The sequence below is a fragment of the Kitasatospora sp. NPDC001225 genome (assembly GCF_053597855.1).
The window spans coordinates 23,867-36,807 of the sequence record NZ_JBSFJC010000008.1 but is presented as its reverse complement, the minus strand read 5'-3'; the positions used below and the strand labels follow the sequence as shown (position 1 = coordinate 36,807).

The window sequence follows — 12,941 nt, the reverse complement described above, 5'->3', positions numbered from 1 at the left end:
CTTCCAGTGCACCGGCTTTCCGGCGCACCGACTTCCGCAGCTCCGCCCGCCAGGCCCGGCACCCCCCGGGTACGGCCGGTCGGAGCCGCTGGGGCGTGCGCGGATGTCGAGGGGCGCCTCCCTCTGCCCACATTTGTCGACAAGGAGACAATATGCTCTACGCCGCCGTTGCCCGCGGCGCCTTCCGCCGCTACTCCACCTACCGGGCCGCCACCGTGGCCGGCACCTTCACCAACACCGTCTTCGGCATCATCCTGGCCTCCTCCTTCCTCGCCCTCTGGCAGGCCCGCCCCGGCCTCGGCGGCTACGACCAGAGCCAGGCCGTCACGTACATCTGGGTCAGCCAGAGCCTGCTGGTCACCGTCGCGGTGTGGGGCGGCGGCTTCCAGGACGACCTCCAGGACCGCTTCCGCAGCGGCGACATCGCCGTCGACCTCTACCGCCCGGTCGACTTCCAGGGCTGGTGGCTGGCCTCCGACCTCGGCCGGGCCGGCTTCCAGGCGCTGGTGCGCGGCACCGTGCCGATGCTGATCGGCGCGCTGGTGTTCCGCATCCGGCTGCCCGAACACCCGCTGACCTGGGCGTTCTTCCTGCTCTCCGCGCTGCTCGCGGTGATCGTCAGCTTCGGGCTGCGCTTCCTGGTCTCGATCACCGGCTTCTGGCTGCACGACTCGGAGGGGGTGCGCTCGGTGATGCTGGTGGTCTCGATGTTCTTCTCCGGGATGCTGCTGCCGGTCGCGCTGTTCCCCGGCTGGCTCGGCGACCTCGGCCGGGTGCTGCCCTGGTCGGCGCTGGTGAACGTCCCCACCGACGTCTTCCTGGAGCGGACCGGCGGCGCCGCGCTGCTCGGGGCGCTCGGCTTCCAGCTCGGCTGGGCGGCGGTGCTGCTCGCCGCCGGGCGGGGCGCCCAGTGGCTGGCCACCCGCAGGGTGGTGGTGCAGGGTGGCTGAGCAGCTCGTACGGGAGCCCCTCGGGCCCCGCGACTCCTTCGGGCCCCGCGATTCCCTCGGGCCCCGCACCGCCTGGGCGCTGCGCTCCTGGTGGCTCTGCGCCCGGATGTGGATGCGCTCGATGATGGCCTACCGGGCCTCCTTCGCCCTGAACCTGGTGGCCAGCCTGGTCACCCACTCCCTCGACTTCGTGGTGCTGGTGATCATGTTCCGGCACACCGACCGGCTCGGCGGCTGGAGCCTGCCGGAGACGGCCTTCCTCTACGCCACCGCGGCCTTCTCGCTCGGCACGGCCAACCTGCTGGTCGGCTCGGCCGAGGGCCTGGGCGCGCGGATCCGGAGCGGCTCGCTGGACACCATGCTGATCCGGCCCGCGCCCGCGCTCTCCCAGCTGTGCGCGGAGCGCTTCACGCTGCGCCGGCTCGGCCGCCCGCTCCAGGCCGTCGCCGTGCTGGTCTGGTCGCTGACCGCCCTGGACGTGCACTGGACCTGGGACCGGGTGCTGCTGGTGCCCGTCCTGCTGCTCTGCGGCACCGTCATCTTCGGCGCGGTCTACGTCGGCGGCGCCACCGTCCAGTTCTGGTGGGGCGAGTCCAAGGAGATCCAGAACTCCTTCACCTACGGCGGCGCGACCCTGCTGCACTACCCGCCGACGATCTTCGCCAAGGAGCTGGTCGCCGCGGTGGTCTTCGGCGTCCCGCTGGCCTTCGTCAACTGGCTGCCCACGCTGCGCATCCTCGACCGGCCCGACCCGCTCGGCCTGCCCACCGCCTTCCAGTTCGCCTCCCCGGTCGCCGCCGCGGTCTGCGTCCTCGCCGCCGGACTCGCCTGGCGGGCCGGGCTGCGCGCCTACCGCGGCACCGGCAGCTGAACCCCCGCCGCTCCGCTTCGCTTCGTGAGGAACCCCATGGCACTGATCGAACTGCAGGACGTCCACCGCACCTTCACCGTGCGGACCCGCACCGGCCGGTTCAGCCGGGCCAGGCGCGAGGTCCGCGCGGTGGACGGGCTCGGCTTCACCGTCGAGGCCGGCGAGTGCGTCGGCTACATCGGGCCCAACGGGGCCGGCAAGTCCACCACCATCAAGATGCTCACCGGCATCCTCGTCCCCAGCTCCGGACGGCTGCGGGTGGCCGGGGTCGACCCGGCCCGGGAGCGCGTCGCGCTGGCCCGCCGGATCGGCGTCGTCTTCGGCCAGCGCACCACCCTCTGGTGGGACCTGCCGCTGCGCGACTCCTTCGAGCTCGCCCGCCGGATCTACCGGATCCCCGACGCCCGGTACCGCGAGAACCTCGACCGCTGCGTCGAACTGCTCGACCTCGGCGGGCTGTTGGACACCCCGGTGCGCCAGCTCTCGCTCGGCCAGCGGATGCGCGGCGACCTCGCGGCGGCGCTGCTGCACGACCCCCGGGTGCTCTACCTGGACGAGCCGACCATCGGCCTGGACGTGGTCAGCAAGGGCCGGGTGCGGGAGTTCCTGCGCGAGGTCAACCGGGACCGGGGCACCACCGTGCTGCTCACCACCCACGACCTGACCGACATCGAGCAGCTCTGCGGCCGGGTGATGGTGATCGACCACGGCCGGCTGGTGTACGACGGCGGGCTGGAGGGGCTGCACGCCACCGGCCGCAGCGAGCGGACGCTGGTGGTGGACCTCGCGCAGGAACTCGGGCACCCGGTCGAGGTGCCCGGGGCCCGGGTCACCAGGGTCGAGGGGCCGCGCCAGTGGCTGGCCTTCCCGGCCCAGGAGAGCGCCGCGCCGATCGTGGCGGCGGTCGCCGCGCGCTACCCGCTGGTGGACCTGTCGGTGCGGGAGCCGGCCATCGAGGACGTGATCGCCCGGATGTACGCGGAGGTCGCGATCGGCTGACGGGCCCCGGGGCCCGGTTCGCCCTCCCGGCCGTCGCTCACCCGTGCGACGGCCGGGGGTGCGTTCTATTCCGCGTCACCGGTGTGGGTGATCGTCGTGACCCCCGGCCCCCACCGTGAGTTGACCCGGCATCACTCGCCGATGTCCGGAACCGGAGGCCCGCCACCCGATGGCCGTACCCGACGTGACCGTGGTGGTCGCGGTCTACAACACCATGCCGTACCTCACCGCCTGCCTGGACTCGCTGGTCGGGCAGTCCCTGGCGCCGGGGCGGCTGGAGGTGGTGGCGGTGGACGACGGCTCCACGGACGGCGGCGGGGAGCTGCTGGACGAGTACGCCGCCCGCCACCCCGGGCTGTTCACGGTGGTGCACCAGTCCAACTCGGGCGGCCCGGCCGGCCCGACCAACCGCGGCCTGGAGCTGGCCCGCGGCCGCTACGTGCTGTTCCTCGGCGCGGACGACTGGCTCGGCGAGGAGGCGCTGGAGCGGCTGGTCACGGCCGCCGACGCCTGGGGCTCGGACGTGGTGGTGCCCAAGCAGGTCGGGGTGAACGGGCGGCTGGTGCCGCAGGGGATCTTCCACGCCGACGCCGAGTCGGTGGGCTTCGCCGACTCCGCACTGGCCTGGGCGCTGGCCGACACCAAGCTGTTCCGGCTCGACCTCGTCCGGCGCCACGGGCTGCGCCGCGACGAGGGGTTGAAGGTCTTCTCGGACCAGCCGTTCACCCTGGAGGCCTGCCTGCGGGCGGCCAGGGTGTCCGTCCTCGCCTCCTACGACTGCTACTTCCTGGTGCTGCGCGAGGACCGGGGCAACGTCACCGAGCGGGCCGGGGTGCTGGACCGGCTGCGCGGGATCGCCGCGCTGCAGCAGGTGGCCGTCGAACTGGCCGAGCCGGGCGAGGAGTTGGACGCCATCCGGGCCCGCAGCTTCGGCTGGGACGTGCCCCGGCTGCTGCGGGAGGGCTTCCTGCTGCTGACCGCGGACATGCAGGAGCGGGTGTGCGTCGAGACCGCCCGGCTGGTCGAGCGGTTCGGTGCCCGCGAGGTGTACCACCGGCTGCCGGTCGCCGAGCGGGTGCGGCTCGAACTCGCCTGCGCGGTACGGCCGGAGGCGCTGCGCGACCAGGTCCGCTACGAGGCGGCGCACGGCGATCCGCCGGTGGTGGTGGACGGACGGCGGCAGTACGCGGGCTACCCGGCGTTCCGGGACGCCCGGCTCGGTCTGCCGGACGAGCTGTTCCTGCTGCGCGAGGAGGCGGCGGAGGCGGAGGTCGAGGCGGCCGCCGGGCCGCTGGACCTGGCGCGGCAGCTGTGGCGCGGTCTCGTCCCGGAGCAGGTGCGGCGCGGGCTGCGGAGGAACCCGGCGTGGCGCCGGCTGGCCGACTCGGTGAACGGAGGACGGGGATGAGCCTGGACGTCTGCGTGGTCGGGCTGGGCAAGCTGGGCCTGCCACTGGCGGTGCAGTTCGCGCTGAAGGGCCACCGGGTGACCGGCGCGGACATCGCGCCGGGCGTGGTGGACAGCGTCAACCGGGGCGTGCCGCCGTTCCCCCGGGAGGCGGGCCTGGACCAGGCGCTCAAGCGGGTCGTCGCCGAGGGCCTGCTGCGGGCCACCACGGACACCACGGCCGCGGTCGCCCGGGCCGAGGCCGTCGTCGTGGTCGTCCCGCTGGTCACCGCCGCCGACGGCAGCCCGGACTTCGCCCTGCTGGACGCGGCCACCGACGCCGTCGCGGCCGGGCTGCGCCGGGGCACCCTGGTCAGCTACGAGACCACCCTGCCGGTCGGCACCACCAGGGAGCGCTGGGCGCCGCGGCTGTCGGCCCGGTCGGGGCTCGCGGCCGGGACGGACTTCGCGCTGGTGTTCAGCCCGGAGCGGGTCCGCACCGGACGGGTCTTCGCGGACCTGCGGCGCTACCCCAAGCTGGTCGGCGGCCTGGACGCGTCCTCCACCCGGCGCGGCGCCGAGTTCTACCGGGCGGTGCTGGACTTCGACCCGCGCCCCGACCTGCCCCGGCCCAACGGCGTCTGGGAGCTGGCCTCGGTGGAGGCGGCCGAGTTCAGCAAGCTCGCCGAGACCACGTACCGGGACGTGAACATCGCGCTGGCCAACCAGTTCGCCCGCTACGCGGACGAGGTCGGGGTGGACTTCGCGGAGATCGCCGACGCCTGCAACTCGCAGCCGTACAGCCATCTGCACCGGCCGGGCATCGCGGTCGGCGGGCACTGCATCCCGGTGTACCCGCGGCTGTACCTGTGGAACGACCCGGGGGCGACGGTGGTCCGGGCGGCGCGCGAGGCCAACCTGGCGGTGCCGGGGTACGCGGTGGGCGTGCTGGCGGGCGCGGTGCCGGGCGGGATCGCCGGGCAGGGCGTGCTGGTGCTCGGCGCCTCGTACCGGGGCGGGGTCAAGGAGACGGCGTACTCCGGGGTGTTCCCGCTGGTCGAGGCGGTGCGGTCGGCGGGCGCGCGGCCGTACGTCAGCGACCCGCTGTACGAGGCGGAGGAGCTGGCGGCGCTCGGGCTGCCGCCGTACGGCGGGGAGCCGGTGGTGGCGGCGGTGCTGCAGGCGGACCACCCGGAGTACCGGGACCTGGCGCCGGTGGACCTGCCGGGGGTGCGGGTGCTGCTGGACGGGCGGCGGTGCACGGACCCGAAGCGCTGGGCGGGCGCGGAGGTGCGGCGGATGGTGTTGGGCGGGGAGTGAGGCCCCTCCTCGCCCGGCCTGTGAGGCCCCCGGGGCGCGTGATCGCGATGCGCGCCCCCGTCCGCGCCGGGCAACGGGCAGACTGGCGGGGTGAGTGACGATGCCTTCAGCGGGACCGGCCCCGGAGTCCGGTTCACCGCGGCCGACGAGGAGAAGAGACGCGGCGTCCGCCGGATGAAGACCATCGCGACCGGCCTGCTGGCCTTCGCGACCCTGGTCTTCGCCCTGGCCACCTGGGCCAAGGCGGCCGGCGCCGGCCCCTGGGCCGGGTACGTGGCGGCCGCCGCCGAAGCGGGCATGGTCGGCGCGCTGGCCGACTGGTTCGCGGTGACCGCGCTGTTCCGCCGGCCGTTCGGCCTGCCGATCCCGCACACCGCGATCATCCCGACCAAGAAGGACGCCTTCGGCCGCTCGCTCGGCGACTTCGTCGGCGAGAACTTCCTCTCCGGCCACGTGGTCCGCGGCCGCCTGGCGGCGCTCGGCATCGGCCGCCGGCTGGGGGAGTGGCTGGCCGCGCCGGGCAGCGCCGAGCGGGTCACCAAGGAGGCCTCGGCGGCGCTGCGCGGCCTGCTCGCGGTGCTCCGCGACGACGACGTGCGGGCGGTGGTCGCCGAGGCGGTGACCAGGCGGGCCGCGGCCACCTCGGTGGCCGAGCCGATGGGCCGGATGCTCGGCAAGGTGGTCGCGGACGGCGGGCACCACGGGGTGGTGGACCTGGTCGCCGTCCGGGCGCACGGCTGGCTGACCACCAACCACGAGGAGGTGGTCCAGAAGGTCACCCAGAAGACCCCGGGCTGGACGCCCAGGTTCATCGACCACCAGGTCGGCGAGCGGGTCTACAAGGAGCTGATGCGGTTCGTCACCGAGATCCGGGACGACCCGGACCACCCGGCCCGCGGCGCGATCGACAACTTCCTCGCCGACTTCGCGACCGAGCTGCAGACCGACCCGGAGACCATCGCCCGGGTCGAGCGGGCCAAGGGCGAGCTGCTGGCCCGCCCCGAGGTGCAGGACCTGATCAACTCCACCTGGGCGGCCGTGCGCACCCTGGTGATGGGCGCGGCCGAGGACGAGGACAGCGAACTGCGCCGGCGCATCCGCGACGGCGTGCGGCGCTTCGGCGAGCGCCTGGCCACCGACCCCAAGCTCCAGGCCAAGGTGGACGGCTGGCTCCAGGACGCCGCCCAGTACCTGGTCGACACCTACCGCACCGAGATCACCTCGCTGATCTCCGAGACGGTGGCGGGCTGGGACGCCGACGACGCCTCCCGCAAGATCGAGGCCAACGTCGGCCGGGACCTCCAGTTCATCCGGATCAACGGCACCGTGGTCGGCGCCCTGGCCGGGCTGCTGATCCACACCGTGGCGGTCGCGCTCGGGGGGTGATCCGGGGACGGCGCCCCCGGCGTGGGCCTATCCTGGGCCGAACTTCGCGATACGCGCGTAGAAGCACGGAGAAGGAAGAAGGGAACCACCGTGGTCCAGCCGGACGGAAGTCGGATCGTCCCCCACACCAGCCGGATCGGCTCCACCGACCGGAGCATCGAGGCGTTCATCGCCGGGATGCCCAAGGCGGAGCTGCACGTCCACCACGTCGGCTCGGCCTCGCCGCGCGTCGTCGCGGAGCTGGCCGCCCGGTACGCCGGGAACTCCAAGGTGCCGACCGACCCGGCGGCGCTCGCCGAGTACTTCACCTTCACCGACTTCGCGCACTTCATCGAGGTCTACCTCAGCGTGGTGGACCTGGTCCGGGACGCCGAGGACGTCCGCGCGCTCACCTACGGCGTGGCCGAGGACATGGCCCGGCAGAACATCCGGTACGCCGAGCTGACCATCACCCCGTACTCCTCGGTCCGCCGGGGCATCCCCGAGGTCGCCTTCATGGAGGCGATCGAGGACGCCCGGCTGCGCGCCGAGAAGGAGCTCGGCGTGGTGCTGCGCTGGTGCTTCGACATCCCGGGCGAGGCAGGGCTGCGGTCCGCCGAGGAGACCGCCCGGCTGGCCACCGAGCTGGGCCCCGAGGGCCTGGTCAGCTTCGGCCTGGGCGGCCCGGAGATCGGCGTGCCGCGCCCGCAGTTCAAGCCGTACTTCGACCGGGCCCGGGCGGCCGGCCTGCACAGCGTGCCGCACGCGGGCGAGACCACCGGGCCGGAGACGGTCTGGGACGCGATCCGGATGCTCGGCGCCGAGCGCATCGGGCACGGCACCCAGGCGGTGAAGGACCCGGCGCTGCTCGATCACCTGGGCGAGCACCGCATCCCGCTGGAGGTCTGCCCGACCTCCAACATCGCCACCCGGGCCGTGGAGCGGATCGAGGACCACCCGATCAAGCGGATGGTGGACGCCGGACTGCTGGTGACGGTCAACAGCGACGACCCGCCGATGTTCGGCACCGACCTCAACACCGAGTACGCGGTGGCGGCGCGGCTGCTGGGCCTGGACGAGGCCGGGGTGGCGGGGCTGGCCCGCAACGCCGTCGAGGCCTCCTTCCTGGACGGGGCGGGCAAGACCCGGCTGACCGGGGAGATCGACGCCTACCTGGCGGGCTGGCAGCAGGCCTGACCGTCCCGCGGTCCGCGTCTCCCCTGGTGAACCGCCCCGTCGACCCCCTCGTTCCCGGGGGTCGGCGGGGCGGTTCCGTGTTCCGGCACGGGTCGGCGCCACCGCCGTTCGGGTGATGGCGCCACAGTGGTGCCATAAATGCTCGACATGGCGCCATCGCTGTGCCATGCTTACGGCCATGGACCTCACGCCATATGTGGAAAACCTCCGGAACGAGCTCGCGGTGGCCGCCGCAACCGGCGGGGACGAAGCCCGCGCGCTGGCCGAGCGGCTGACGCTCCCGCTGGAGTCGGCCGTGCGGCTCACCCTGCTCAACGCGCTGTCGGCGGCCATGGGCGAAGTCACCCGCGACCTCGCCCCCGGCTCGGTGGACGTGCGCCTGCGCGGACTCGACCCGGAGTTCGTGGTGACGGCGCCGCCCGGATCGGATGCCTTCCACGGCGATATGGCACCACCGTCGGCGCCGGTGGCACCAGTCGTGCCGCCCGTGGTGCCACCGGTGGCGCCTCCGGTGTCGCCGGAGTCGGACGAGACGGGCACCGCCCGGATCAACCTCCGGCTGCCCGCCCACCTCAAGGCCCGGGCGGAGGAGGCCGCCGTCGAGGCCGGCCTCTCGCTCAACGCCTGGCTGGTCCGGGCCCTGGCCGGCGCCCTGGAGGGCGGTGAGCCGGCCCGCCGGCCGGTCGCCGACCCGGGCAGCCGGGTCCCGCGCAGCATCGGCGGCCAGGGCTTCACCGGCTGGGTCCACTGACAGCTCCGTAGCGCCCGCAGCACCTCCCGCACCACCTTCTGCACCTTCGACGTCACCCCCGCTCCGACCAGCGGGGACACCCACACGAGTCAAGAGGACGGGACAGCCATGCCTACGTACGAGACCGACGGACCGATCTCCGCCATCCTCGAGTTCGACATCGGCTCGGTCTGGATCAAGGCGAGCAAGCGCACCGACGCCGTGGTCGAGGTCCGGCCCGCCAACCCGGCCAAGGAGGCGGACGTCAAGGCCGCCGAGCAGACCCAGGTCGACTTCTCGGGTGGCCGGCTCGGCATCAAGGCGCCCAAGCAGCGCTCCGTCTTCAGCGGCAAGAAGGGCGCGGTCGAGATCCTGGTCGAGCTGCCGGTCGGCTCCGAGGTCCACAGCGAGTCCCCGATGGCCGAGTTCGTCACCGAGGGGGCGCTCGGCGCCTGCCGGCTGAAGACCTCGCTCGGCCGGATCCAGGTCGAGCACGCCGACAGCGCCCGGCTCGACAGCGGCTTCGGGGACATCCGGCTCGGGGGGACGGCCTGGGACGCCGAGGTCTCCGGAGCCGGCCGGATCGAGATCGGCTCCGTCGGCGGCCGGCTGACGGTCAAGAACAGCAGCGGCGACACCGAGATCGACGAGGTCCGCGGCGAGCTGCACGCCAACGCCTCCAACGGGCGGATCCACGTCGGTCAGGCCGAGGGGAACGTGACCGCCAAGTCGGCGCACGGCCACATCCGGGTCGGCCGGGTGGTCCGCGGCCAGGTCACCCTGCAGACCAGCGTGGGGGACGTGGAGGTCGGCATCGCGGAGGGCACGGCGGCCTGGCTCGACGTGCACAGCAAGGTCGGCGGCGTCCGCAACGACCTCGGCCCCACCAAGGGCCCGGGCGACGCCGTGGAGACGGTCGAGGTCCGCGGCCGCACCCAGGTCGGCAACGTCATCGTCCGGCGGGCGTGATGGCGGCGAACGCGGCGGCCCCGGCGGACGCGGCGGTCCGTTCGCTCCCGGCGGTCTCGGCGACGGGGCTCACCAAGTCCTACGGGGACAAGGCGGTCCTGCGGGGCATCGACCTGGAGATCCCGGCGGGCAGCGTGTTCGCCCTGCTCGGGCCCAACGGCGCCGGCAAGACCACCACCGTGCAGATCCTCTCCACCCTGATCCCCGCCGACGGCGGCTCGGCCCGGGTGGCCGGGCACGACGTGGAACGCGAGGCCGACGGGGTGCGGAGGGCGATCGGGGTGACGGGCCAGTTCTCGGCGGTGGACAACCTGCTCACCGCCGAGGAGAACCTGCTGCTGATGGCCGACCTCAACCACCTCCGCCGTCGGGAGGGGCGGAGGCGGGCCGAGGAGCTGCTGCGGCGCTTCGACCTCACCGAGGCGTCCCGCGAGGCCGTCGCCACCTTCTCCGGCGGCATGCGGCGCAAGCTCGACCTCGCGATGACCCTGGTCGGGGACCCGAGGGTGATCTTCCTGGACGAGCCGACCACCGGGCTGGACCCGCGCAGCCGGCGCACCATGTGGGAGATCATCCGGAGCCTGGTCGCCGACCACGGGGTGACGATCTTCCTCACCACCCAGTACCTGGAGGAGGCCGACCAACTCGCCGACCGGATAGCCGTCCTGGACGGCGGCCGGATCGTCGCCGAGGGCACGGCCGAGGAGCTGAAGCGGTACGCCCCCGGCGGGCGGATCCGGCTCCGGTTCGCCGACGCCGGCTCGCTGGCCGCCGCCGCCGTCCTGTTCCCGTACGCCACGGCCGACACCGAGGCGCTGCGGCTGGAGATCCCGGGGGACAACTCCGTCCTCACGGTGAAGGCCGTGCTGGACGCCCTCGACAACGCGTCCGTGCAGGCCGAGTCGCTGGTCGTGGAGACGGCCGACCTGGACGACGTGTTCCTGCAACTGACCGGGGAGGGCTCGCGATGAGCACGGCCACGCACACGGCCACGCGTACAGCCACCAGTACCGCCGGCCACGCGCTCGGCGACTCGCTGACCATGCTGCGCCGCAACCTCAAGCACGCGCTGCGGTACCCGTCCCTGACCTTCGCGGTCGTGGTGACGCCGGTCATGATGCTGCTGCTCTTCAACTACGCCTACGGCAGCACGCTGGGGGCCGGCATCGGCGGCGGCCACTACATCGACTACGTCACGCCCGGCATCGTGCTGATGGCGGCCACGTCCGGGGCGCTGGTCACCGCGATCGGCATCTGCACCGACATGACCGAGGGCATCGTCAACCGCTTCCGCACGATGGCGATATCGCGCTCCGCCTTCCTGGCGGGGCACGTGGTCGGCAGCGTCATCCAGACCATGATCGGGCTGGTGCTGGTGGTCGGCACGGCCCTCGCGATGGGCTTCCGGCCCAACGCCGGACCGGTGGAGTGGCTGGCCGCGGCCGGGCTGCTGCTCTTCCTCACCATCGCCCTGACCTGGATATCGGCCGGCATCGGCCTGGTGGCCAAGACGGTCGAGAGCGCCAGCAACATGCCGATGCCGCTGCAGTTCCTGCCCTTCATCGGCAGCGCCATCGTGCCGACGGACTCCATGCCCACGGCGCTGCGCTGGTTCGCCGAGTACCAACCCTTCACGCCCATGATCGAGACCCTGCGCGGGCTGCTGCTGGGCACCGGGATCGGCACCAGCGCCTGGATCGCCCTCGCCTGGTGCACCGCGCTGACGCTGGTCGGCTACTTCTGGTCGCGGAGCGTCTTCTACCGGCGGTGACGGGGGTATCGCCGGTGCGCCGAGTGACCAGGCCGGGCGGCCCGGACAGCGGAGCACCCGCCGTCCGGGCCGCCCGGCACCCCCGTAGTAAAGTCCCGGCAAAGGGCAACTCCGGGGGGAGCAAATGACGGTGACGCGCCGCGGGCAGGTCGTCTGGTGGCTCCGTGGCGCGGCGCTGGCGGCCTTCCTGGTGTACCTGCCGGGCTACTTCTCCTCCCGCCAGGGCGGGCTGGTCGAGGTCGAGCGCTGGCTGAACCACCCGGTGCTGCTGCTCGGCACGGCCGTCACCCTGGCCATGGCCTCGGCGGTGGCCCAGGTCGAGTTCCGCACCAGGTGGGCGCAGATCGGTTTCGCGGCCGTCCTGTCGCCGCTGCTCGTCATCGGGGCGGCGGTCGGCGGCCTGGCGTACGTCTTCGGCGGCGACGGCCGGCTGGTCGACCGCAAGCCCGACCCGAGCCGCTCCGACCACGTGCTGAGCGTCACCGACGTCGCCTTCTCGATCGATCCGGTCTACCGGGTGGAGCTGGTGGCCGGCAGCGGCTGGTCGGCCCGTCACTGGGGCCTCGGCACCTGGGAGGAGGACGACGGCTTCGTCAGGGCCGAGTGGTCCGGTCCGGGCCGGATCACGGTGACCTTGGAGAAGGAGATCGAGGTCTTCACCGTGGGCGAGGACGGGACGCCGGCCGGCCCGTCGTCCACGCCCCGGCCGCGGTAGCGGGCCTGTAGTAGGGTCCGCGCCAAAGTTCGGTCAAGAACCGCCGGGGGGCGAAGGTGACAGCGGTACGCCGCAGAGGGATCGTGTGGGGGCTCGGAGGGGCGGCGCTCCTGGCGCTGCTGGCCTACGCGGTGGGTCGGTACGAGTCCCGGTCGGGAGGGCTCGTGGTGGTCGAGCGCTGGCTCGACCACCCGGTCCTGCTGGTCGGGACGGCGGTCGTGCTGACCGCCGTCGCGTTGTACATCGGGATGGAGTTCCGGACCTGGGTGTCGCAGATCGGCTGCGCCGTCGCCATGGTGGCGCTGGTCTTCGGTGGGCCGCTGATCGCGTTCCTGGCGCTCGTGAGCGGCGAGGGGCGGACCGCGCGGACGGCCGCCCCGGGCCACCCGGACCGGGTGCTGACCATGACCAACATGGCCTCGATCGACCCGGTCTACCGGGTGGAGCTGGTGGCCGGCAGCGGCTGGTCGGCCCGCCACTGGAGCATGGGGATCTGGGACACCCGGGGCGGCGACTTCGTGCGCGCCGACTGGTCCGGCCCGGACCGGATCACCATCACCGGCCGCAAGAAGCTCACGGTCTTCGACGTCCACCCGGACGGCAGCCTGAGCGCGCCCCGGGAGGAGCCCAAGCCCCCGGAGGGCTGAGGCCGGCCCGGCCCTCCTCCG

The 12,941-nt window shown here is 73.5% G+C and carries 13 protein-coding genes; all 13 read left to right on the top strand.

The genetic code is table 11. The features are described 5' to 3' along the window. Positions 1–152: 152 nt before the first annotated feature. The 13 genes from ACWDCZ_RS04440 (at position 153) to ACWDCZ_RS04380 (ending at position 12,920) form a co-directional block, all read left to right on the top strand. Positions 153–950, top strand: coding sequence for an ABC transporter permease (locus ACWDCZ_RS04440; protein WP_074005053.1), 798 nt, complete (start codon positions 153–155; stop codon positions 948–950). Then, positions 943–1,821 carry an ABC transporter permease gene (locus ACWDCZ_RS04435; protein ID WP_449815177.1) on the top strand — a complete coding sequence of 293 codons (879 nt, stop codon included), beginning with the start codon at positions 943–945 and terminating at the stop codon, positions 1,819–1,821. The genes ACWDCZ_RS04440 and ACWDCZ_RS04435 overlap by 8 nt, the downstream gene beginning before the upstream one ends. Positions 1,822–1,857: 36 nt before the next feature. Further along, the gene (locus ACWDCZ_RS04430) at positions 1,858–2,820 is read left to right on the top strand and encodes an ABC transporter ATP-binding protein (RefSeq protein ID WP_049650304.1); all 963 of its coding nucleotides are present in this window, start codon (positions 1,858–1,860) and stop codon (positions 2,818–2,820) included. A 169-nt stretch (positions 2,821–2,989) separates the two neighbouring features. Further along, entirely contained in the window at positions 2,990–4,228 is a 1,239-nt protein-coding gene (locus tag ACWDCZ_RS04425) for a glycosyltransferase family 2 protein (protein ID WP_117487985.1), read from the top strand. A 2-nt stretch (positions 4,229–4,230) separates the two neighbouring features. Beyond that, the gene (locus ACWDCZ_RS04420) at positions 4,231–5,526 is read left to right on the top strand and encodes a nucleotide sugar dehydrogenase (protein WP_074005141.1); all 1,296 of its coding nucleotides are present in this window, start codon (positions 4,231–4,233) and stop codon (positions 5,524–5,526) included. A gap of 90 nt (positions 5,527–5,616) precedes the next feature. Further along, positions 5,617–6,912 (top strand): DUF445 domain-containing protein, encoded by a 1,296-nt coding sequence (locus ACWDCZ_RS04415; protein ID WP_259316613.1) that lies wholly within the window; start codon positions 5,617–5,619, stop codon positions 6,910–6,912. A gap of 135 nt (positions 6,913–7,047) precedes the next feature. Further along, positions 7,048–8,088, top strand: a complete 1,041-nt coding sequence (locus ACWDCZ_RS04410) for an adenosine deaminase (protein WP_375874793.1) — start codon at positions 7,048–7,050, stop codon at positions 8,086–8,088. Positions 8,089–8,266: 178 nt separating this feature from the next. Beyond that, on the top strand, positions 8,267–8,839 hold the full coding sequence (locus ACWDCZ_RS04405; RefSeq protein ID WP_049650302.1) for a toxin-antitoxin system HicB family antitoxin: 573 nt from the start codon (positions 8,267–8,269) through the stop codon (positions 8,837–8,839). Between the two features lie 108 nt (positions 8,840–8,947). Next, a complete protein-coding gene (locus ACWDCZ_RS04400; protein ID WP_049650301.1) occupies positions 8,948–9,787 on the top strand; it encodes a DUF4097 family beta strand repeat-containing protein in 840 nt (279 codons plus the stop codon). After that, positions 9,787–10,758, top strand: coding sequence for an ATP-binding cassette domain-containing protein (locus ACWDCZ_RS04395; protein WP_449815176.1), 972 nt, complete (start codon positions 9,787–9,789; stop codon positions 10,756–10,758). The genes ACWDCZ_RS04400 and ACWDCZ_RS04395 overlap by 1 nt, the downstream gene beginning before the upstream one ends. Next, entirely contained in the window at positions 10,755–11,558 is an 804-nt protein-coding gene (locus tag ACWDCZ_RS04390) for an ABC transporter permease (protein WP_449815175.1), read from the top strand. The genes ACWDCZ_RS04395 and ACWDCZ_RS04390 overlap by 4 nt, the downstream gene beginning before the upstream one ends. Positions 11,559–11,682: 124 nt before the next feature. Next, entirely contained in the window at positions 11,683–12,273 is a 591-nt protein-coding gene (locus ACWDCZ_RS04385) for a hypothetical protein (protein ID WP_049650298.1), read from the top strand. Between the two features lie 83 nt (positions 12,274–12,356). After that, positions 12,357–12,920: a hypothetical protein gene (locus ACWDCZ_RS04380; RefSeq protein WP_449812664.1), complete on the top strand. Its 564-nt coding sequence runs from the start codon at positions 12,357–12,359 to the stop codon at positions 12,918–12,920. Positions 12,921–12,941: the final 21 nt, after the last annotated feature.